Here is a 20,991-nt window from a genome sequence, read left to right as displayed (position 1 = left end):
GTTGTTATCGCGCGACGATAGGCAAGGTCAGCCGCGGAGGCAAAGTGAATTGTGCGTCATTTTGAAGGCGCCGATCGCCACACCCTTACGCAAGCTCGATGAACCGGACCACCGTCTCGCCGTAGTTTCGTTCATCAACCACCGAGAATTCCGGCCCAATCTCGAAGGGCGCCGAGGCGGCTTCCTCGATCACGCAGAGCGCGCCGGGCAGCAACCAGCCGCCATCCCTGGCCGAGCGCAGGGCGCGCTCGCCAAGGCCCTTGCCATAGGGCGGATCGGCGAAGACCAGGCCGAATGCCGCAAGCGTACCGGCCTCACCCAGGGCGGTCGCGTCGCGGCGGAAGATCTTGGTGCGGCCGGTAAGGCCAAAAGCTTCGACATTGGTGCGGATCAGGCCGCGCCCTTCGGCCGATTCTTCGATAAAGACGCCATAGGAAGCGCCGCGCGACAGCGCTTCGAGGCCGAGAGCGCCGGTGCCGGCGAAAAGGTCGAGCACACGCGCGCCGTCGAGCTTGTCGGCAAAGCGGTGCGCCAACACGTTGAAGACGGCCTCGCGGGCGCGGTCGGTCGTCGGGCGGATGGCATGGTCGCGCGGCGTCGCCAGCGGACGCCCGCGAAATTGGCCGCCGACGATTCTCATTTATGCCCGGGTCTCATTTAAGGCCGGATCTCATTTAAGTCCCGGCATCATCTGGTCCTCGGGCCCTTGGGACCGTTGCGTGGCCGCTCGCCGCCCCGACCGCCATCCGGACGCTCGCCACCCGGCTTGCCGAACGGCTTGGCTCCGCCCGGCTTGCCATCGGACGGCTTGCCATAGGACGGCTTGAACGACGCCTTGCGCGCCTTGGCCTCGGCCGCCTTGGCGGCATCGGCTTCCGCCCTGCCCTTGCCGATCGGACGCGCGCCCGGCGCCATCCAGACATTAGCCTTGCGCTGGCCCGGCGGATCGATCGGCCGCTGCTCGCGCTCGGGCTTCTTGCCGCCGCGCGGTTTGTCACCAAAGGCGCCGCGCGGCTTGTCGCCGAAGCCTCCACGGGGCTTGTCGCCAAAATCGCCGCGCGGCTTTTCGCGAAACTCGCTGCGCGGCTTGTCCGAAAACTCGCTGCGCTCGGGTCTCGGGCCGCGTTCGCCAAAGCTCTTTTCCGGCCTCGCGCCCCTTTCGGGACTGGTCGACAGCTTGCCGAGCGCTTCGTCGCGGCTGCCTTCGCGGCGCTTGCGGTTCTTGATAAGACCGCCCTCGCCGATCGGCCGATGGTCACCCTCGCGGGTGACTTTCGGCCGTTCCGGCTCCGCGTCACGCTCTCGCCGCACCGGCTGGTTGGAAAACGGCTTGATGATCTCGGCGTCGAAATTGGCGCCGGATTCCTCGACCAGTCGCTCGCCGAGCTGGTCGCGCAAGACGCGGCCCTTGATCTCCAGCACATGGCCTTCGGCGAGATCGTCGAGCTGGAACGGTCCGTAGGAGATGCGGATCAGCCGCGTCACGTCGAGGCCGAGCGATCCAAGGATGTTCTTCACTTCGCGGTTCTTGCCTTCGCGCAGGCCGATCGTCAGCCACGCGTTGGTGCCTTGTTCACGATCGAGCGTCGCTTCGATGGCGCCGTAGAAGACGCCGTCGACGGCAATGCCTTCACGCAGGCCTGCGAGCATGCTTTCCTCGACCTTGCCATGAACGCGCACGCGGTAACGGCGCAGCCAGCCAGTGGCAGGCAGTTCGAGCACGCGCGACAGACCGCCATCGTTGGTGAGCAGCAGCAGGCCTTCGGTGTTGATGTCGAGGCGGCCGATGGTCATCAGCCGTGGCAATTCGGCCGGCAGCACGTCGAACACGGTCTTGCGGCCCTCGGGGTCGCGGTTGGTGGTAACGACGCCGGCAGGCTTGTGAAACAGGAACAGGCGGGTGCGCTCGATCGGCGGGATCTCCATGCCGTCGAGATGGATGATGTCGCCCGGCATGACGTTGAAGGCCGGCGAGGTCAAAGCCCGGTTGTTGACCTTGACACGGCCCGCCGCGATCAGGTCTTCGGCGTCGCGGCGCGACGCCAGGCCGGCGCGGGCCAACCGCTTGGCGATACGCTCGCCGGCTTCTTCCGCATCTGCCGGACGCGGGCGCGGCTTGAAGGCGCCGCCAGATGCTTGCGGCCGGTCACCACCGAAATCGCGCTTGGGGCGATCGCTGAAGTCACGCTTGGGACGATCTCCGGCGTCGCGCTGCGGGCGATCGCCAAAATCGCGCTTTGGCCGGTCAAAACGCTTTTCGCCCTCGGCGGAAGCAGGCCGATCGCCACGCGGTGCGTAGGGCTTGCGAGGCCCTTCACGCTTTTCGAAAGGCTTGCCTTCGGGACGCGGCCCCTTGCTGAACGGCCGATCGCCGCCCTTGAAATCGCGCTTTGGCCGCTCGCCATCGGCCGCAACCCGCCGATCGCCGCGCGGTGCATAAGGCTTGCGCGGCCCCTCGCGCTTTTCATACGGCTTGCGTTCACCCTCGGCCGCCATAGGGCGATCCCCACGCGGCGCATAGGGTTTGCGCGGCCCTTCGCGCTTTTCATACGGCTTGCGCTCGCCTTCGGCTGCCATCGGCCGGTCACCGCGTGGTGCATATGGCTTGCGCGGTCCCTCGCGCTTTTCGAAGGGCTTGCCTTCGGAACGCGGACCTTTGCTGAATGGCCGGTCGCCACTTTTGAAATCGCGCTTGGGCCGCTCGCCCTCAGCCGCTGCGGGCCGGGCGCCGCGCGGTGAATAGGGTTTCTTGGCCCCGAAGGAGGGTTTGCCGCTTTTGCCGGCGGCGCCATCGCGGCGCGGCCCCGCGGCTCCAGGGCCGCTTTTGCCCGGGCCTTTGTGGCGCGGAGATTTCTTGTCGTTGTCGTCCATGTGGCCTTTGCCTTGTTGCGCTGCTACAGCGTGGCGCATCCTTTCGGACGCGCAAAGGACGCTATAGCACTTTGATTTGGCGCATGATCATTTCCGAAAATCTGTTCCGATATTCGGGTTGACGCGCTCCATAACAGGATCACCGCCAAGTGGCGAGGAGATAATCGGAATGGAAACCGCGTGAAGCGGCCGGATTTCATGGCGCTGGCGCTGAAAGAGGCGCAAGCCGCCGCCTTGCGCGGAGAAGTTCCGGTTGGCGCCGTCATCGCCAGCGGCGACACGGTGGTGGCATCCGCCGGTAACCGCACCCGCGAACTTGCCGATCCGACGGCGCATGCCGAAATGCTGGCCATCCGCGCGGCCTGCCAAACGCTCTCCAGCGAGCGGCTGACCGGCCACGACCTCTATGTGACGCTGGAACCCTGCGCCATGTGCGCAGGCGCCATTTCCTTCGCCAGGCTGCGCCGGCTCTATTTCGGCGCGGCCGACGAGAAGGGCGGCGCGGTGGTCAACGGCGTGCGCTTCTTCGCCTCGCCGACCTGCCACCATACGCCCGACATCTATCCGGGCATGGCCGAGGCCGACGCGGCGCTGCTGCTCAGGGAATTCTTTCGGGAAAGACGCGAAACGTAGAGCCTTCAGCTACCGAAGGCGACGGTTCCTACCAGGAGGGCAGCCAGTCGAAGAGCCCGCCGCTCTTGCCCTTGGCGGCCGCTTCCTTCTTGAGGCGGCGTTCCTTCTTGTATTCATCCTCGCCGAGTTCGCCCTGCGGCGCCGTGTCGGAGGCAGCTCGATAGGCCAGAGGCGGCTCGCTCAGATATCTGCGAGTGTTGGGGTCGCCCTGCTTTTGCTCTGCGGTACGGCGCTGGATCTCGGCGGCGCGGCCCTTGTCTGAATCCTTCGGCGACCAGGCCGGCGGGTGGCTGGAGCCCGAATCCGCCAGCGCCTTCTTCACGGAAGCCGGATCGGTCTGCACGTCATCGACGATCCCCGACTGATAGGACGGGTCGTCCTGGTGGGCAGTGGCGTCGGCACGCAGGCGGGCGCGGCGCTGCTCGGGCGATTCGGGCCAATCGGTGCTCGCCGTCTCGATGCTTTCCTGCGGCGGCGGCAGCACTTCCTTCTGCCCCGGCGCCGGCTTTACCAGCTCCGGACGCGGCCTGTAGTCGATCTGTTCCTTGTGCTTGGGCGTGATCGCGAAGGCGCCGGAAAGGTCTCCGGCAAGCTGCTCGCCAGCCGTCTTGTCGGTGCCGTAGGTAGGCGAGCCCATGCAACCGGACAGAGCGAGGCCGGACGCGACAAGCGGCGCCAGCAGCGCAACGCGCACGGAAGTTCTGTCGATCATGCCAAAAAGTCCCACTCTAGACAGCCTCTCGATCGTCACCGGCCAAAGGCCCGGTCCCCATCGTCCACGCTCTTGCGACGGAATTCCGGCGACAATTTGTCTTCCGGAGTTTCGCGTGTTTATCTCAACCACTCGTTAAGGGCAACGCGCGGGCGGTTTTCGCCCACGCGGCATTTCATTTGTGCACCGGCTTATGAGCAGTCACAAACGTCCCAGAGCCTTGAGTTCATGCAGGACGGCGGCATCGCGGGCAGACACGTCGGGGAATTCCACGTCCTGCCCGACATCGGCGGTATAGCGCCACGAACGCGCGCATTTGACCAAGCCGCGGTCCTCGGCCTTTTCGACCACCACCGCGACACCTTTGACATCGTCGAGCGCAAAGGCGCCTTCCGGCGCCTTGCCATGGGCGATGACGAGATCGCTGGTGATCGCCATCTCGGCCATGTCGACATCGGCGATCGCGGCTTCAAGCGTGGCATCGTCGAGGCTCACGACCGGCACGGCTTCCAGCGAGGCACCGATGACCTTCTGAGCGCGTGCGATCTCGAGCGCGCCGGTGACGACACGGCGGACCTGCCGCACCTTGCGCCATTTTTCCGCCAGTGCCTCGTTCTTCCAGTCGGCCGGAATCTCGGGGAACTGGTCGAGATGCAGCGAGACAGCATCCGGATGACGGTCGAGCCAGGCTTCTTCCGTGGTGAAGGGCAGCATCGGGGCCAGCCATTTCACCAGGCAGTCGAAGAGGTGGCGCACCACTTGTACCGAGGCCTTGCGCTTCACGCTGGCGGGTCCTTCGCAATAGAGCGCGTCCTTCCTGATGTCGAAATAGAAGGCCGACAGCTCGACCACCATGAAGTCGAGCAAAGTGCGGGTGATGCGTTTGAACTCGAACGCGTCGTAGCCCGAGCGCACGACCTCATCGAGCTCGGCCAGCCGATGCAGCATCAGCCGCTCCAGTTCCGGCATCTTGTCCAGCGGCACCTCCTCGCCATCGTCATGGGCGAGCGTGCCCAGCATCCAGCGGATGGTGTTGCGGAGCTTGCGGTAGGCGTCGATGTTGGTCTGCAGCACGTTCTTGCCGAGACGCTGGTCTTCCCAATAATCCGTCGTCACCACCCATAGCCGCAGAATGTCGGCGCCGGACTGCTTGATGACGTCTTGCGGCACGACGGTGTTGCCGAGCGATTTCGACATCTTTCGCCCCTCCTCATCCATGGTGAAGCCATGGGTGACGACGGTGTCGTAAGGTGCCCTGCCCCTGGTGCCGCAGCTTTCGAGCAGCGAGGAGTGGAACCAGCCGCGATGCTGGTCGGAGCCTTCGAGATAGACGTCGGCCGGCCATTTCAGGTCCGGACGGTCTTCCAGCGTGAAGACATGCGTCGAGCCCGAATCGAACCAGACGTCGAGGATGTCCATCACCTGCTTCCATTTGGAGGCCTCGTGATTGCCGAGGAAACGCTCCTTGGCGTCGGCAGCGAACCAGGCGTCGGCGCCTTCCCTCTCGAATGCGTCCATGATGCGCTGGTTGACGGCTTCGTCCTTCAGCACATTGCCGTCCTCGTCGGCAAAGACGGCGATCGGCACGCCCCAGGCGCGCTGGCGCGACAAGACCCAATCCGGGCGTTCCTCGATCATGGCGCGGATACGGTTCTGGCCGGCCGCCGGCACGAAGCGTGTGTCATCGATCGCCTTCAGCGCACGGCTGCGCAGCGTCGTGCCGTCGCCGAGGTCCTTGTCCATATAGACGAACCATTGCGGCGTGTTGCGGAAGATGATCGGCTTCTTCGACCGCCACGAGTGCGGATAGCTGTGCTTCAGCCGGCCGCGCGCGAACAGTGCGTTGCGCTTGATCAGCTCGTCGATGACCGCCTGGTTGGCATTGCCCTTCTTGCCGTTGTCGTCGATCACGCGCGCCGCCCCGCCTTCGCGATCCGGGCCAAAACCCGGCGCGTCCCTGGTGAAGAAGCCAGCATCATCTACAGTGAAGGGGATGGCAGGGTCGATGCCGCGTGCGCGCAAATCCGATGCCGCATCCATCCAGGCATCAAAGTCCTCGCGGCCATGGCCGGGCGCGGTGTGGACGAAGCCGGTGCCGGCGTCGTCGGTGACATGATCGCCGGCCAGCATCGGCACGGCGAATTCGTAGCCGCCGCCGAGACCTTTGAAGGGATGTGAAAGTGTAAGGCTTCCAAGCTCTTCGACCGAAACGCTGCGAAGCCGATTCAAGGTGACCTTGGCCTTGGCCGAGGAGTCTTCGGCAAGCGCATCTGCAAAGATCAGCTTTTCACCGGGCTGTGGACCGAACGAATTTTCGGCTGCGGTAACTTCATAAAGGCCGTAGCCGATCCGTGACGAATAATTGACGGCACGGTTGCCGGGGATCGTCCACGGGGTTGTCGTCCAGATGACGACGTGGGCGTTGTCCAAAAGTGCAACGCTTTCCGGAACGCGCATGGACGGTGCAGCGTCTGATACAAAGTGCTCAACGCTCCAAAATCCTGACACAACTGGAAACTTCACCCAGATCGTATCCGACTCATAATCCTGGTACTCGATCTCGGCCTCGGCCAACGCGGTGCGCTCGACCACACTCCACATTACCGGCTTGGAGCCGCGATAGAGCTGGCCCGACATGGCGAACTTCAACAACTCCCCGGCGATGCGTGACTCCGAATGGAAAGCCATCGTCGTATAGGGGTTCTTGAAGTCGCCGATGACGCCCAGTCGCTGAAACTCCGCGCCCTGCACGGAGATCCAGTTCGCGGCGAACTCGCGGCATTCGTTGCGGAATTCGTTGACCGGCACCTCGTCCTTGTTCTTGCCCTTGGCGCGGTACTGTTCCTCGATCTTCCATTCGATCGGCAGGCCGTGGCAATCCCAGCCCGGCACATAATTGGCGTCATAGCCGCGCATCTGGAACGAGCGGGTGATGACGTCCTTGAGGATCTTGTTCAGCGCATGGCCGATATGGATGTTGCCGTTGGCGTAGGGCGGGCCGTCATGCAGCACGTATTTTTCGCGGCCGGCCGCCTCCTCGCGCAGCTTGCGATAGAGGTCCATGTCCTGCCAGCGCTTGACCAGCAGCGGTTCCTTTTCCGGCAAGCCGGCGCGCATCGGGAAATCCGTCTGCGGCAGGTAAAGCGTCTTGGAATAGTCGATCGTTTCAACAGTGTCGGTCATTGGTCTGCCATATGCATTGCCCGGCGGGCGTAAAAGCTCGGGCGTGAACTATCATGATTGGAAAAGCGCGAGGGGGCGCGCAAAACTCCCGGCGGCTCCGGCGGCGCTCAGGCCGCCCGGAACACCGGGCCTGTAATTCGTATCGTCAGCGCGCGAAGGCGTGAAAAGCTCGTCATTGCCGGGCTTTTAGCCGAGAAAGCCGCAGGAATAAAGCGTCTCTTGTTCGATTCACTTACATCGCGAAGTCGAAGCGATAGGTGGTCGAGACGCCGACCGTGAACTGGTTACGGTCGCCGCGCTCCTTGACCAGGCTGGAATCGGCGGCCGGGCCCATCAGGCGCGCATATTCGCCGAACAGGCTGGCGGTCATCGGATCGGTCACCTTCCAGGTGATGGCGCCACCAAGGCCGGTCGATTTCAGGCCGCCGCCAGGATGGTATTCGCTCAGGTCCGAGGCCGCAGCCTCCTTGGCGTTGACACCATAATAAGAGTCGAAATAGCCCGACGAGGCAAAGGACACGCGTGGTCCGCCCGAAATTCTGACAGTCGGCGTCACGTCGTAGAAAGCATCGGCGGCGATGTCGGCGACAAAGCCATCATGGGCACGAATGCCGTGGCGCAGTTCGGCGCGGGCGCGCAGCCAGTCCGTCGGATAGATTTCGAAGAAGCCGCCGACCTCACCGCCCCAGCGCACCGGGTCGAGGCCCTTGAGCTCATCCTTGCTGTCGCGGGAAAACAGGAATTTTCCGGTCAGGCCGGCGCGGACGCCGCCATCGTCGACCAGCGCCAGCGAGATGTTGTCGTTGCGCGAGGTAAAGCGCGCGGCCGGGCCGGCCTTGCCCAGCGAGATGATCGGCGATGCGCTGAGCAGATAGCTGTTGGAGCCCTCGAATTTCGGCGCGACCATGCCGGTGGCGCCAAGCGTCAGGTACCAGTCGCCGGACATCCAGCCGAAGGCACCCTCGCCCGCATTGGCGGTGGACACAGTGAGCAGCGCCGAGGCGAGAAACAGCGGAATCGTCCAGACAATACGCATCATCACCCCATACGCGAAACAAACGGAGAGAACACCCGGCAGCCAAAGCCATGGCGCCGGTTCGGTAAAATTTGACTTAAAATCTACAGCAGTGGCGGCAACTGCGACCCTGTTTTTTGCGCTGTGGCCCATTTGAACAGGGCGCCGCCGGGCCTGTGGCGAGTTGACAGAAATAGCGAGGTTGCCTAAATTCGCGTTAGTGCAGACTAACATGAACAGATGGACAGCGCTTGGCGACCCGACCAGGCGGACGATCTTCGAACTGCTGGTCGAACAACCCTGTTCGGTCGGGGAATTGGCTCGTGCGCTTCCTGTCACCCGGCCGGCGGTCTCGCAGCACCTGAAGGTGCTCAAGGACGCCGGCCTCGTGGCCAACACACGGCTAGGCAAGCAACGCATCTACCGGGTCGAACCGGAAGGCTTGGCCAGCCTGCGCGCCGAACTCGACCGGTTCTGGAGCAAGACCTTGGCGGCCTACAAAGTGGTCGTCGAACAGCCCTTGAAGGAGCAGGAATGAGCACGCATCAACCGCCCGTGAGGCACTCCATCCTTGTCGAGGCTACGATCGCACATGCCTTCAAGGTCTTCACCGAGGACTTCGGCAGTTTCAAACCCAAAGAGCATAACCTGCTTGCGGTGCCGATCGCGGAGACGATCTTCGAACCCCGCGTTGGGGGTCACGTCTACGACCGCGGTGTGGATGGCAGCGAGTGCCGCTGGGCACGGGTGCTGGCCTACGAGCCGCCGAACCGACTGCTTCTGAGTTGGGATATCAGCCCTCAATGGCAGATCGAGACCAATCCGGACAGGACCAGCGAGTGGGAAGTCCGGTTTACGGCAGAGACGAATAGCCGGACCCGCGTCGAGATCGAGCATCGCAATCTCGAACGTCATGGCGAAGGCTGGGAAGGCGTGCGCTTTGGGATTGACGGTGATCAAGGCTGGCCGCTGTATCTCAGGCGATTCCAAGATCTTTTTGCCAGCAAGGTGACCTGAAGGAGCACAATTATGGAACCCTATTGGCTAAGCATCCTCGGTGTACTGATCCTCTGTCTTTTGTCAGTCGCGCTGGCGGTTTACTCGGGTTCGTCCAAGGGATTTGCCGGAGCGCTTTCCGGTCCGGTGATCCCGGCCGACGACGCCAATCTCCTCTACAGGATCGACCGCGTGCATATGAACTCGGTCGAGGCGCTGGCGCCTTTTGTCGTCTCGGCGGTGCTGGCCATGATGGTTGGCGTTGGGTCGGCCACGTTGGCGACCATTGTCTGGGTTCATGTGGCGATACGCCTGCTTCACCTGGGGGTTTACCTACGCGGCGGCAATGCCGCCAAGGGTGGCAGTGTCAGAACGATCGTCTACGTCTCTGGAGCGATCGTCACGCTTGTCCTCGTCCTTGTGACTGGGTGGGCTGCCATAAATTGACACGTACGCGCGAACCTCAAGCCACCGACGCTTTGTTTGTTTGCTAGCCGTCGCCATCGGCTGGACGTCCGCTACAGCCGGGGCTAACCTCCCGGCAAGGTGCCAGGCGATTTCGAGGAGATGCAGCCATGACCCTGCACGGTGATACCCTCAAAGATGCGATCGGCCGGACACGGGACAAATGGGGGTGGTTCGTCGCGCTCGGCGTGCTGCTGCTCATCTTCGGCGGCATTGCCTTCGGCAATCTGTTCATCGCCACCGTCGCCTCGGTCTATGTCGTGGGCTGGCTGATGCTGATGGCCGGCATCATCGAGATCGTGCATGCCTTCGGCGTGAAGACCTGGAGTCGCTTCTTCTATTGGCTGCTCAGCGGCCTACTTTATGCCGTTGCCGGTTTCTTTGCCTTCGACAATCCGCTGCTGGCCTCGACGGTGCTGACCTTGCTGCTGGCGGTGGCGCTGGTCGCTTCAGGCGCGCTCAGGGCCTGGGTCGGCTATAGCCACCGACCGGAAAAGGGCTGGGGCTGGGTCGTCGCGGCGGGCCTGATCAGCGTGCTGGCGGGGCTGACCATCGCCATGGGCTGGCCGGTCAACAGCCTGTGGGTGCTCGGCCTGTTCCTGGCCATCGACCTGATCTTCCAGGGCTGGAGCTTCATCGCTCTCGGACTGGCGTTGAAGAAGTAGGGGCTTGAAGAGGTAAGCGGCCGGAAGGCTCAAAAAGCGATGGCGCCGTCCAGATCCGAAAGCGGCCTGACGCCGGCCAGCAGCGCGCGCGCCTCCGCCTCGTCGCGCTTCATTTGTGCCACCAGCCCATCGAGCCCATCGAACTTCACCTCGGGACGCAAAAAGCCGAAGAGCGATACGTCGCAGATCTCGCCATAGAGATCGCCGGCAAAGCCGAAGACGAAGGTTTCGAGCAGCGGCGCGCCATTGTCGTCGACAGTCGGGCGACGCCCGAAGCTGGCGACACCATCATAGAGCGTGCCGTCGGCGCGGCGAAAGCGGACGGCATAAATCCCTTCCTTCAGAGTCGTTTCCGGCGAAAGCCTCATGTTGGCTGTCGGGAAGCCGAGCGTGCGGCCGAGCTGCTGGCCGCCGATCACTTCGCTTTCGACGGTGAAGCGGTAGCCGAGCAGGCCTGCGGCCTCGGCGACCTCTCCCTCGCAGAGCAGCTCGCGGATACGGCTCGACGACACCACCTCGGCGCCCTCGTCGCGAAAGGCGTCGACCAGGGTGACGCCGAAACCATGGCGCTCGCCTGCCGCCATCAGAAACGCAGGACCGCCCTGCCGGTCCTTGCCGAAGTGAAAATCGAAGCCGGTGACGGCATGGGTGATGCCGAGGTTCGTCTCCAGCACATCGGTCACGAAAGCCTCGGCCGACAGGCCGGCAAAGGCGCGCGTGAACGGCTGTTCGACGAGTGCGGCAAAGCCCAGATGCGACAGCAGCCGCGCCTTCATCGGCGGCGGCGTCAATACGAACAGCGGCATATCGGGCCTGAACACCTTGCGCGGATGCGGGTCGAAGGTCAGCACTAGCGCCGGCACGCCGCGCCGCCCGGCTTCGGCAAGCGCGCGATCGAGCACCGCCTGGTGGCCGCGATGGACGCCGTCGAAATTGCCGATCGCCACCACGCCGCCGCGCAAATGCGGCGGCAGCGGCGCGGTTGCTGAAATGTGTTCGAAAGCTGCGCTCATGCAGCAACCCTACCGCAGTCTCGGAATGACGGCGACCGGCCGGTAGCCGTGCTTTTGCAGAAAGGCTGCAAGCCTGGCGGGGTCCGGCTGCATGGGATCGCCATAGTCGCGCGCGTGAATGCCGCCCGAGACGTAAAGCACGTCGATGCCGTTGTCGGCGGCGCCCTTGACGTCGGTCATCATGCCGTCGCCGATGGCCAGCACCTCGGTGCGCGCGACGTCTCGGCCGAGAAGCACGGCGACCTCCCGCAGCGCTACGTCATAGACCGGCGCATAAGGTTTTCCGGCGATCAGCGTGCGGCCGCCAAGCTGGGCATAGTCGCGCGCCAAGGCGCCGGCGCACCAGATCATGCGCTCGCCGCGTTCGACCACGATGTCGGGATTGGCGCAGATGAAAGGCAGGTTCCTGGCGCGCAGCCGGCGCAGCAGATCGGCGTAATCCTCAGGCGTTTCCACCTCGTCGTCGAACAGCCCGGTGCAGACCGCGCCGGAGGCCTCGAACTCCTCGACGAGCTCGACGTCCAGACCGTCATAGAGGGTGAAATCGCGGTCGGCGCCGATATGGAAGATTTTTCGTGGGCCTTCGGCGATAAGGTCGCGGGTCACATCGCCTGAGGTCACGACGCGGTCGTAGGCGACGGCGGGAACGCCGATCGCATTCATCTGCGCCACCACATCGGCATTGCGGCGCGGCGAGTTGGTGATCAGGACGACCGGGACCTTCGCACGCGCGGCGGCAAGCGCTTCGGCAGCCGCCGGAAAATGCCATTCGCCATTGTGGATCACGCCCCAGACATCGCACAGGATGGCCGAGTAGGCGCCCGACAAATCCGCGAGCGAGCCGATGATATCAGGCGAATCCGCCATGCCGTTTACCTGCTGTGACGATCATTGCGAGAGCTGCAGCCGACGGTCCGCCGCAACCGGCCCCGCATTAACCGAAGCGTTTCATCCTGTCACCAGCTTTTCGGCACTTGCCAGGCTGTTGCGCAACGGGCTGATCGAAGGTTGCACAGGCAGGAACCACCCTTCTCCGAGCTTCGGTCTATCGAAACAATGTCGCACCGCTGATCACCAGGGCCGAGTGGTTAACGAGCCTTGAAAAGATGGGCCTATGTTGAACGCATTTCAGCAACCTGAAATTTAACGATTTTGTGGGCATCTTCGGACCGATATTGGGGTCCTGGCAGGGGTGCTGAAGGCATGATCCGCAGATTTCTGAACGACAGACGCGGCAACTATGCCTTGATGACAGTGATCACCATGGTGCCCTTGATGGGCGCGCTGGCGCTTGCCATCGACTACACCGATCTCTTGCGCCAAAAGCAGAACATGCTGAACGCGCTGGATGCCGCCGGGATTGCCACGGCACAGCAGATCGTCACCGGGGCGACCGACACGGCAGTCAAGGCCTATGCGAAGGATTTCTTCGAAGCCAATCTCGGCCGCGTCAAAGCAGCCAATACGGCCCTGACGGTGACGCTTCCCAACAACAACGCAGGTGGTGGCACGCTGAAGCTGTGCGCCGAATTGACGTACCACCCCTATTTCCTGCCGGCAGCGGCCATGATGATCGGAAGAACCGCCGCCGACGTCACAACATCGGCATGCTCGGAGATCCGCCTCAAAAACACGCTGGAAGTGTCTCTCGTGCTCGACAATTCCGGCTCTATGAGCATCAACGGCTCCGGCACCGGCCAGCCGCGAATAGATTTGCTCAAGAAGGCCGCGACCGAGCTTGTCAATACAATGGCGCTCCAGGCCGCACAAATGAAGCAGGTGACCAAGCCGGTGCAGTTCTCGCTGGTCCCGTTTTCTGCGTCGGTCAATGTCGGCGCTCCGATCCCCCCGGCTCCATTGCCGACGTGGCTGGACACGACCGGCATTTCCCCGATCCATCATCAGAACTTCGATTGGTCGACGATGACAGCGGCGGCAAATGCCACCAAATGGATCGAAAAAGTTGGCAGCGTTTACTACCAGCGCGGCACGGGCTGGGGCACAGACAAAGACAAGGAGATGACGCGTTTCACCCTCTATCAGGATATGATGGCAACGACCTGTACGAAGAAAAACTCGAACGGCACTTGCAAGACCTCCGTCGTCGCCAAATACGAAGCCTGGAAGGGCTGCGTGGAGGCGAGGCCGTATCCCTATAATGACGACGACACGTCGCCGACCACTGGGACGCCCGCCACCATGTTCGTGCCGATGTTCGCGCCGGACGAAGCTGGCAATTTCTGGACCGACACAACTCGCACCAGCACATCGACGTGGGGTTACGCCAACAATTGGTGGATCGATTATTCCGACACGCTGACTGTCCCCAAACGCCAGGCGGATATGCGCAAGTATTTTCTGACAAAGCCCTGGGACGCAGCAGCCGCTGCGGCCGATGATGGACCCAATTCGGCATGCACGACCGCCGCGATCACGCCGTTGCAGGACATAACCACCACCGATGGCAAGAAAATCCTGACGGATGCCATCAATGCCATGGCCCCGACGGGCAACACCAACGTGCCGGAAGGGCTGGCCTGGGGCTGGCGGACGGTGTCGAGCAACGAGCCTTTTACGCAAGGCCGGCCGAACACCGAAAGAGGCAACGACAAAGTGGTCATCGTCCTGACCGACGGCGCAAACACCTATAGCATCGGCCCAAGCAACGACATGACCAGCAACTACGCCAAGAATGGATCGACCTACGCCGCCTATGGCTACACCGGCCCTAATTTTCCGAAGCCAGTGGAGCCTGCGACCCGCCTGTTCGTCAACACGACCGTCGCCAAGACAACCTATACGGCGACCAACTACACGGCCGCGCTTGACGAGCAGATGCAAACCCTTTGCGCCAATGCGAAGAATTCGAACATTCTCTTGATGACCGTCTCGCTCGACCTTGTTAGTTCCAAGCCGGCGGAAAAGACTGCCATAGATGCGCTCAAGAAATGCTCCTCGGATTCGCGCTTCCGCAAGGATCCGACCGACCCGAGCAAACCGGCGAAGCTGTACTGGAACGCGACCGGCGCCACCTTGTCGCAAAGTTTCAAGGAAATCGCCGACGAACTGTCGAACCTGCGCATCGTCAGCTGATCGGCGCGATCTTTCGAACAAGGCGCTCCGCCTCGGCGGGGCGTTTTGCGTTCGGCAGCTGGCGCATTTGGTTAGCGCCTGGTGAAGCGCTATCCGCGCAATCGAGCAGTTTCCCAAACCCGTCCTTCAACGTTTTGTGAAACTGTGGCGGCATTGAAGAATCCGCAGGCGGGGCCGCTTACATCACATGCGTGAACTCTGGCGCACATTCCGGCGTGACTTCTGGCGTGACCGCCGCGGCAATTACGCTCTGATGACCGTTGTGGCGATGGTGCCACTGATGGGCGGCGTGGCCATGGCCGTCGACTACACCGGCGTGGTCAGCGAGAAGCAGAGGGTGGTCAACGCACTCGACGCCGCCAACTTCGCCACCGCGCGCCGGCTGGTGGAAGGCGCCACCGACGACCAGTTGCGGGCCTATGCGCTCGACTTCTTCAAGGCAAACCTCAACGACGTCGATCCCGCCGACACGACGCTCAGCGTTACGCTGCCCAGCAGCACGACCGGCGGCGGCATCGTCAAGCTGTGCGCCAGCCTGGTCTACAAGCCCTATTTCCTGCCGGCAGCGGCGATGCTGATCGGCAGGACGTCGGAAAACGTCACCTACTCCGTGTGTTCGCAAGTCCGGCTGAAGAACACGCTGGAAGTGGCCATGGTGCTCGACAATTCGGGGTCGATGTCGAACACGGGCACGGGTGCCGGACAAAAGCGCATCGACCTTCTCAAGCAAGCCGCCAAGCAGCTCGTCGACACGCTTGCCTTGCAGGCCGCGATGATCAAGCAGATCGACAAGCCGGTCCAGTTCAGCCTTGTGCCGTTCGCCGCCTCGGTCAATGTCGGCGCCAGCAACGACAACGCGTCGTGGATCGACGCCTACGGGCTGTCGCCCATCCACAATGAGAATTTCGCCTGGTCCACGCTTAACGCAGCCGACAAATATGCCCAGAAGATCGGCGGCATCTGGTACAAGAAAGGCACTGGCTGGGGTGAGCAGGAGGGGCAGATGCTGACCCGCTTCTCGCTCTACCGCGACATGAAGGTGGTCACCAGCCACGAGCGCATCGTCGGCAGCAAACGCGTGGTCTGCGACAAATATCGTGCCAATCATACATGCTCGGACAGCCACAACGAATACGACTACAACGACACATACGGACCGTTCGCCAGCTGGCAGGGCTGCGTCGAGGTCCGTCCCTACCCCTATAATGTCACCGACGCGCCGGCCTCCGGCGGACCGAACAACACCGGCACCGGCGTCGGCGATCCCGCGACCATGTTCGTGCCGATGTTCGCGCCGGACGAGCCGGGCAATCATTGGTACATAACGCAGGACCCCGACGAGGTGGCCCCCAAGACCTATGGCGCGGCCAACAGCTGGTGGAACGACGATCCGGCGAGCACCTCCGGCAAGACCAGGCAGTCCAACATGGCCAAGTATTTCCAGCCACGGCCGATCAATGCTCCGGTGCTGGGGACGGGTGCAGGTCCGAATTACAGCTGCACCACCACGCCGATCACACCGCTGACCGACGTCGCCAACGCCGCCGGGCTGACCAAGATCAAGGCAGCAATCGACCTGATGGCGCCGAACGGCTTCACCAATGTGCCGGAGGGCATGGCCTGGGGCTGGCGCACCGTCTCCAGCACGGAGCCTTTCACAGGAGGACGTCCTGAGACGGAGCGCGGCAACGACAAGGTGGTCATCGTGCTCACCGACGGCGAGAACACCTACGCGGTGCCCAGCAGCGATCCCGCCGGCAACAAGTCGACCTATGCCGCCTATGGCTATACCGGCGTCGGCTACAACGGCACTGCGGTCACCCGCCTGTTCGGCGGCACGTCGAGCGCCATCGGCCAGCTCAACTATTCGTCGAGCAACTACACCGCCGCCCTCAACGAGCAGATGGCGACGCTGTGCAACAACGCCAAGGCGGCCAACATCATGGTGATGACGGTGGCGCTCGATATGTCGACGACCGACGCCGGCGACAAGAGCGCGATGGAGGCACTGAAGGTGTGCTCGTCGGACTCGCGCTTCCGCAAGGATCCGGCCGACCCGAGCAAGCCTGCAAAACTGTTCTGGAACGCGACCGGCGCCACGCTGTCCGACAATTTCAAGGAAATCGCCAACGAGCTCTCGAACCTGCGCGTGGTGAGCTGAGGGTTGAAGCTGCTGATCTTCCCCCTTGCGGGGGAAATTGACGGCTTCGCTTTCGTCTTTTTTCGACGCTGGCGCAAAGTCTCCGGCCATCATGCTCTTGCGGTGAGTCAAAACGCGTGCTCGGTATCGTCACCGCCTCCCGGAGATTGCCCGTGCCCGAAACCGCCAACCATCTCGCCTTCGCGCTGGTCTGCCTGGGCATGGTGCTGACGCCCGGGCCGAACATGATCTACCTGATCTCGCGCTCGCTGTCGCAAGGCCCCAAGGCCGGGCTGATCTCGCTCGGCGGCGTGGCGGCCGGCTTTCTGTTCTATGTCGTATCGGCTGCGCTGGGCATCACCGCGCTGCTGCTTGCCGTGCCGTTTGCCTATGACGCACTGCGCATTGCCGGCGCGCTCTATCTGCTATGGCTCGCCTGGCAAGCGGTGCGACCCGGCGGGCGCTCACCATTCCAGGTGCGCGAACTGCCGAAGGACAGGCCGCGCAAGCTGTTCGCGATGGGCCTGATGACCAATCTCCTCAACCCCAAGGTGGCGGTGCTTTATCTGTCGCTGCTGCCGCAGTTCATCTCGCTGGGCAAGGGCCATGTGCTGTCGGAGCTTCTGGTGCTCGGCGCCACGCAGATCTCGATCAGCCTGACCGTCAATGCCATCATCGCGGTAACGGCCGGTTCGATCGCGACCTTCCTTGCCGGACGGCCGCTATGGATGGTCATCCAGCGCTGGATGATGGGCACGGTGCTTGCCGGGCTGGCGCTTAAAATGGCGACCGACGCGCAACGCTGATCGGAGGCAACGCGCCGAGACTACATCGGCCGCCGACCTTCCCATTCGAATCGATCGGCCGAACCCGCACGGAGGCCAGCGATTGAGATTTTCGCGGCCCTGCCCGGCAAAAGCCATGATCGCCGCTAAGTCAGCTCGCATGACAATGATCTGCAGCACCAATCACCCGCTCGCGCAAACCCGCTCTGGCGCAGCAAGTCCAAAACCAAACAGGCGCCTGCTGCTGATCGGCCTTGCAGCCATGGCCGGCCTCGCTGCTTGCAGCACGGTCTCGGTGCCGACCGGCGAAGGCGCCGGTGTGTCGTCCTCGGCCACCGCGACGCTGGCCGGCATCCGAGCTTCGGCCGGACTGCCGGCGCTGGTGCCGGACGCCCAGCTCGAGCAGGCCGCTCGGCAGCAGGCCGGCTATATGGCCTCACGCGAACGCATGAGCCACACGACGGGCTGGGGAAAGGATTTCGCGTCGCGGATGAAGGACAATGGCGTGCGGGGCGCCGCCGCCGAGAACATCGCCGAGGGCCGCTTCGACCAGCAGAAACTGTTCGACATATGGATGCATTCGGCTGGCCACCGCCGCAACATGCTCGATCCGGATTTCAGCCGCTTCGGCCTCGCCTATGTACGCGACGGACGCGACAGCGCCATCCGCTACTGGAGCCTGGTGCTCGGAAAATAGCAGCCAGCGGTTACGGCGCGAGCCAGCCGTCAGCCTTTCGCGATCAGCTCGCCGATATCCCCAGCCGACAGGGGTTCGCTGAAATAATTGCCCTGCACCTCGTCACAATTGTTCTTGCGCAGGAAGGCGACCTGGTCTTCCGTTTCGACACCTTCGGCCAGCACCCGAAGGTTCAACTTCTGCCCCAGGGAAATCACGGCGCCAGTGACCGCCTGATCGTTCTCGTCGGTCGCGAGATCGTTGATGAAGGACTTGTCGATCTTCAGCCGCGCCACCGGAAACGTCTTGAGGGCGCTGAGACTGGAATAGCCTGTTCCGAAATCGTCGATCGATATCTGCACGCCGAGCTTTTGCAGTCCGTTCATCGTTGCGACCGCCAGCTCGAAATCCTGCATGATCAGGCTTTCCGTCACTTCGAGCTCGAGATACCTCGCCTCCAGGCCGCTTTCCTTCAATGCGTTGACGACGCGGTCGATCAGGTTCTTCTCCCGGAACTGCCGCGCCGACACGTTGACGCAGACGGCTACGGGCGACAGACCGGCGCGCTGCCAGGCTTTGTTCTGCCGGCAGGCTTCGTGCAGGATCCAGTCGCCGAGCGGCACGATCAGCCCGGTCTCCTCGGCGGTCGGGATGAACATCGCCGGCGAAACCAGGCCTCGCGTCGGGTGGTTCCAGCGCACCAGCGCTTCAACGGCGAAAACCTGCCCCGATCGCAGATCCACCTGTGGCTGATAGTGCAGAGCGAATTCCGACCGGGCGAGCGCGTTTCGCAATTCCTCCTGAAGCAGGAATTTTTCATGTGCCGTTGAGTTGAACTCCGGGGCATAGAACTGGAAATTGTCGCGGCCGAATTCCTTGGCGCGATACATGGCGGCGTCGGCATTGGCCAACAGCGTATCCGGGCTGGTCCCGTCCTTCGGGTAATTTGCGATGCCGATGCTGGCCGTCGTTCTCAGCCGATGCTCTCCGACAAGAACCGGTTCCGCGATCGCATCCCTGATCGTCTGCAGGGTTTCCGAGACCACATCGACATTGGTGGTTTGGTCGAACAGGACGATGACAAATTCGTCGCCGCCAAGCCGCACGACGGTGTCGGTGGCCTTCACGCATCCAACCAAACGGCTGGCGACGGTCTTGAGGAGTTCGTCACCGGCATTGTGGCCAAACGTATCGTTCACCAGTTTGAAATTGTCGAGATCGATGAACACCACCGTCATCCAGCGATTGTATCGCTGCGCGTAGAGGACCGCCTGGGAAAGCCGATCCTCCAGCAAAGCGCGATTGGGCAGCCCGGTCAGCGCATCATGGTTGGCCATGAAGTGGATCTGGTCTTCCGCCAATTTGCGCTCGATCGCGATGCCGGCAATGTGTGTGGTGAATTCGATCAGGCGGGTCTCGGCATGGGTGGGTTCGCGCACGGTCATCGCATACATGGCAAAGGCGCCCAACACGACGCCCCGATGCGACAGGATCGGGGTTGACCAGCACGAACGATAGCCATGGGGTGCCGCCAGTTCGCGGTAATCGTCCCAAAGCGGATCCTGCAGAATATCGGTAACAATGACCGGTTCCCGCCGGTAGATGGCGGTTCCGCAGGATCCCACCTTGGGACCGATGGCCGCCCCATCGATGGCGCTCGTATAGGCTTTCGCCAGGCCCGGCGCCGCACCGTGACGCAAATGAATGCCGTCCTTGTCGAGCAGCAGGACGGAACCGAATATCCCCTTCAACTGAGACTCGACGAAGCGCATGAGGCGGTCGAGCACGTCCTCCAGCGGCGCGCTCGTGGCAATCATTTCGAGGATCTGCGCCTGCCCGCTGCGAAGGACATCCGCCTGCTTGCGGGCGGTGATGTCGTGGGCGATGCCAACCAGGCCGAAGATTTCATTTTGACGATTGCGCAGCGGCACCTTCGTCGACGAAAGCCATTTGCCGGCGCCCGACGCATCCACGACAAACTCTTCCGCGTCGATCATTGGTTGTCCGCTCTTGAGCAGGCGCTGCTCGACCAGGCGAAATTTCCGCGCAAATTCCGGGGGGTGGAGATCAAAATCGGTCAAACCGATCATGTCGCTGGTCTTGTTGCGGCCGCTATCGGTCGCAAGGGCGCTGTTGACCACGACGAAACGGCTTTGCGTATCCTTGACCCAGAGATAATCGGGCACCCAGTCGATCAGCGCCTGCAGCGAAATGCGCTCGTCGACGATCTGCCGATTGACGAGGAGTTCAGTGATGTCCTCATGCGTGGCGATCCAACTGCCATCGGGCATGGGCTGGTTACGGATCTGGATTGTGCGACCATCGACAAGTTTGGCGGTCCAGAGCCGCGAAGCCTTGCCCGAATTGATCGAGCGAGCCGTTGCGAGATAGGTGTCGGCGGCCGTCGCCGCCGTGCCGGCGGCGACGCGGCGTTCGACTATTTCGCTCAGTGTCACGCCAGGCCGCAATTCCTCGGGCGCAATGCGGTAGATTTCCGCATAGCGCCGGTTGCTCAGGATCAGCCGTTCATCGGCATCGAAAAAGCAGATGCCTTGCGAAATATTCTCGATCGCAGTCTCGAAGCGCAGGGTCTGCCCTTCGAGACCCGCAATGGTCGTGCGAAGTTCTCCCTCGAGCGTATCGTAGGAAACGTCAGCCAGTCTTGCCAATGCGGCTTCGCCCACCGGCCCGCGCGCCCCGACGGATCTTCTGGATGACTTCGTGACCAAACAGACCTCCTCCGG

At 62.8% G+C, this 20,991-nt stretch carries 17 protein-coding genes; 9 read left to right on the top strand and 8 right to left on the bottom strand.

The window, feature by feature from the left end; all coding sequences use genetic code 11:
- Positions 1-85: 85 nt before the first annotated feature.
- Positions 86-640 (bottom strand): 16S rRNA (guanine(966)-N(2))-methyltransferase RsmD, encoded by a 555-nt coding sequence (rsmD, locus tag NKH38_RS12650; protein WP_023697689.1) that lies wholly within the window; start codon positions 638-640, stop codon positions 86-88.
- 47 nt (positions 641-687) lie between these two features.
- Positions 688-2,871 carry a pseudouridine synthase gene (locus NKH38_RS12645; protein WP_352760503.1) on the bottom strand — a complete coding sequence of 728 codons (2,184 nt, stop codon included), beginning with the start codon at positions 2,869-2,871 and terminating at the stop codon, positions 688-690.
- 180 nt (positions 2,872-3,051) lie between these two features.
- Between NKH38_RS12645 and NKH38_RS12640 the strand changes: the two genes are divergently transcribed.
- The gene (locus NKH38_RS12640; RefSeq protein ID WP_023694762.1) at positions 3,052-3,504 is read left to right on the top strand and encodes a nucleoside deaminase; all 453 of its coding nucleotides are present in this window, start codon (positions 3,052-3,054) and stop codon (positions 3,502-3,504) included.
- 28 nt (positions 3,505-3,532) lie between these two features.
- On the opposite strand, the gene NKH38_RS12635 is transcribed toward NKH38_RS12640, so the two are convergent.
- The 3 genes from NKH38_RS12635 to NKH38_RS12625 all read right to left on the bottom strand — a co-directional run bounded on the left by NKH38_RS12635 (position 3,533) and on the right by NKH38_RS12625 (position 8,435).
- Positions 3,533-4,216, bottom strand: a complete 684-nt coding sequence (locus NKH38_RS12635) for a hypothetical protein (RefSeq protein ID WP_023682973.1) — start codon at positions 4,214-4,216, stop codon at positions 3,533-3,535.
- Between the two features lie 201 nt (positions 4,217-4,417).
- Positions 4,418-7,399 carry an isoleucine--tRNA ligase gene (ileS, locus tag NKH38_RS12630; protein WP_023819984.1) on the bottom strand — a complete coding sequence of 994 codons (2,982 nt, stop codon included), beginning with the start codon at positions 7,397-7,399 and terminating at the stop codon, positions 4,418-4,420.
- 232 nt (positions 7,400-7,631) lie between these two features.
- The gene (locus NKH38_RS12625) at positions 7,632-8,435 is read right to left on the bottom strand and encodes a MipA/OmpV family protein (protein WP_031194051.1); all 804 of its coding nucleotides are present in this window, start codon (positions 8,433-8,435) and stop codon (positions 7,632-7,634) included.
- Positions 8,436-8,646: 211 nt separating this feature from the next.
- Here NKH38_RS12625 and NKH38_RS12620 point away from each other — a divergent pair, with 211 nt between their 5' ends.
- The 4 genes from NKH38_RS12620 to NKH38_RS12605 all read left to right on the top strand — a co-directional run bounded on the left by NKH38_RS12620 (position 8,647) and on the right by NKH38_RS12605 (position 10,540).
- Complete coding sequence (locus tag NKH38_RS12620) at positions 8,647-8,952, top strand: ArsR/SmtB family transcription factor (RefSeq protein ID WP_023689559.1); 306 nt, start codon at positions 8,647-8,649, stop codon at positions 8,950-8,952.
- A complete protein-coding gene (locus NKH38_RS12615) occupies positions 8,949-9,431 on the top strand; it encodes an SRPBCC family protein (RefSeq protein ID WP_352760496.1) in 483 nt (160 codons plus the stop codon). Before NKH38_RS12620 ends, NKH38_RS12615 begins: the two co-directional genes overlap by 4 nt.
- Before the next feature lie 12 nt (positions 9,432-9,443).
- Positions 9,444-9,857, top strand: coding sequence for an MAPEG family protein (locus NKH38_RS12610; protein ID WP_352760493.1), 414 nt, complete (start codon positions 9,444-9,446; stop codon positions 9,855-9,857).
- A gap of 128 nt (positions 9,858-9,985) precedes the next feature.
- Positions 9,986-10,540, top strand: coding sequence for an HdeD family acid-resistance protein (locus NKH38_RS12605; protein WP_023671535.1), 555 nt, complete (start codon positions 9,986-9,988; stop codon positions 10,538-10,540).
- Positions 10,541-10,569: 29 nt separating this feature from the next.
- Here NKH38_RS12605 and NKH38_RS12600 read toward each other — a convergent pair whose 3' ends face one another.
- Both NKH38_RS12600 and NKH38_RS12595 read right to left on the bottom strand, forming a co-directional pair.
- A complete protein-coding gene (locus NKH38_RS12600) occupies positions 10,570-11,553 on the bottom strand; it encodes a bifunctional riboflavin kinase/FAD synthetase (RefSeq protein WP_352760490.1) in 984 nt (327 codons plus the stop codon).
- Positions 11,554-11,562: 9 nt separating this feature from the next.
- Positions 11,563-12,420, bottom strand: coding sequence for a TIGR01459 family HAD-type hydrolase (locus NKH38_RS12595; protein ID WP_023739212.1), 858 nt, complete (start codon positions 12,418-12,420; stop codon positions 11,563-11,565).
- Positions 12,421-12,756: 336 nt separating this feature from the next.
- Here NKH38_RS12595 and NKH38_RS12590 point away from each other — a divergent pair, with 336 nt between their 5' ends.
- From NKH38_RS12590 to NKH38_RS12575, 4 genes are all read left to right on the top strand, one after another.
- Complete coding sequence (locus NKH38_RS12590) at positions 12,757-14,646, top strand: pilus assembly protein (RefSeq protein ID WP_023694757.1); 1,890 nt, start codon at positions 12,757-12,759, stop codon at positions 14,644-14,646.
- A gap of 187 nt (positions 14,647-14,833) precedes the next feature.
- Entirely contained in the window at positions 14,834-16,807 is a 1,974-nt protein-coding gene (locus NKH38_RS12585) for a Tad domain-containing protein (RefSeq protein ID WP_352760485.1), read from the top strand.
- A gap of 152 nt (positions 16,808-16,959) precedes the next feature.
- On the top strand, positions 16,960-17,592 hold the full coding sequence (locus NKH38_RS12580; protein ID WP_352760482.1) for a LysE family translocator: 633 nt from the start codon (positions 16,960-16,962) through the stop codon (positions 17,590-17,592).
- A 145-nt stretch (positions 17,593-17,737) separates the two neighbouring features.
- Positions 17,738-18,268 carry a CAP domain-containing protein gene (locus NKH38_RS12575; RefSeq protein WP_023689553.1) on the top strand — a complete coding sequence of 177 codons (531 nt, stop codon included), beginning with the start codon at positions 17,738-17,740 and terminating at the stop codon, positions 18,266-18,268.
- 29 nt (positions 18,269-18,297) lie between these two features.
- Here NKH38_RS12575 and NKH38_RS12570 read toward each other — a convergent pair whose 3' ends face one another.
- Positions 18,298-20,916, bottom strand: a complete 2,619-nt coding sequence (locus NKH38_RS12570) for an EAL domain-containing protein (protein ID WP_352760478.1) — start codon at positions 20,914-20,916, stop codon at positions 18,298-18,300.
- Positions 20,917-20,991: the final 75 nt, after the last annotated feature.

Origin of the sequence: Mesorhizobium sp. M1078 (assembly GCF_040318615.1) — a bacterium.
In the GTDB taxonomy this organism is placed as follows: domain Bacteria; phylum Pseudomonadota; class Alphaproteobacteria; order Rhizobiales; family Rhizobiaceae; genus Mesorhizobium.
This window is presented reverse-complemented; position numbering and strand designations above follow the sequence as displayed.

What these genes read in the sequence shown, in the direction of transcription:
- rsmD (WP_023697689.1), bottom strand. Translation starts at nt 640, where the DNA reads ATGAGAATCGTCGGCGGCCAATTTCGCGGGCGTCCGCTGGCGACGCCG.
- NKH38_RS12645 (WP_352760503.1), bottom strand. Translation starts at nt 2,871, where the DNA reads ATGGACGACAACGACAAGAAATCTCCGCGCCACAAAGGCCCGGGCAAA.
- NKH38_RS12635 (WP_023682973.1), bottom strand. Translation starts at nt 4,216, where the DNA reads ATGATCGACAGAACTTCCGTGCGCGTTGCGCTGCTGGCGCCGCTTGTC.
- ileS (WP_023819984.1), bottom strand. Translation starts at nt 7,399, where the DNA reads ATGACCGACACTGTTGAAACGATCGACTATTCCAAGACGCTTTACCTG.
- NKH38_RS12625 (WP_031194051.1), bottom strand. Translation starts at nt 8,435, where the DNA reads ATGCGTATTGTCTGGACGATTCCGCTGTTTCTCGCCTCGGCGCTGCTC.
- NKH38_RS12620 (WP_023689559.1), top strand. Translation starts at nt 8,647, where the DNA reads ATGAACAGATGGACAGCGCTTGGCGACCCGACCAGGCGGACGATCTTC.
- NKH38_RS12615 (WP_352760496.1), top strand. Translation starts at nt 8,949, where the DNA reads ATGAGCACGCATCAACCGCCCGTGAGGCACTCCATCCTTGTCGAGGCT.
- NKH38_RS12610 (WP_352760493.1), top strand. Translation starts at nt 9,444, where the DNA reads ATGGAACCCTATTGGCTAAGCATCCTCGGTGTACTGATCCTCTGTCTT.
- NKH38_RS12605 (WP_023671535.1), top strand. Translation starts at nt 9,986, where the DNA reads ATGACCCTGCACGGTGATACCCTCAAAGATGCGATCGGCCGGACACGG.
- NKH38_RS12600 (WP_352760490.1), bottom strand. Translation starts at nt 11,553, where the DNA reads ATGAGCGCAGCTTTCGAACACATTTCAGCAACCGCGCCGCTGCCGCCG.
- NKH38_RS12595 (WP_023739212.1), bottom strand. Translation starts at nt 12,420, where the DNA reads ATGGCGGATTCGCCTGATATCATCGGCTCGCTCGCGGATTTGTCGGGC.
- NKH38_RS12590 (WP_023694757.1), top strand. Translation starts at nt 12,757, where the DNA reads ATGATCCGCAGATTTCTGAACGACAGACGCGGCAACTATGCCTTGATG.
- NKH38_RS12585 (WP_352760485.1), top strand. Translation starts at nt 14,834, where the DNA reads ATGCGTGAACTCTGGCGCACATTCCGGCGTGACTTCTGGCGTGACCGC.
- NKH38_RS12575 (WP_023689553.1), top strand. Translation starts at nt 17,738, where the DNA reads ATGATCTGCAGCACCAATCACCCGCTCGCGCAAACCCGCTCTGGCGCA.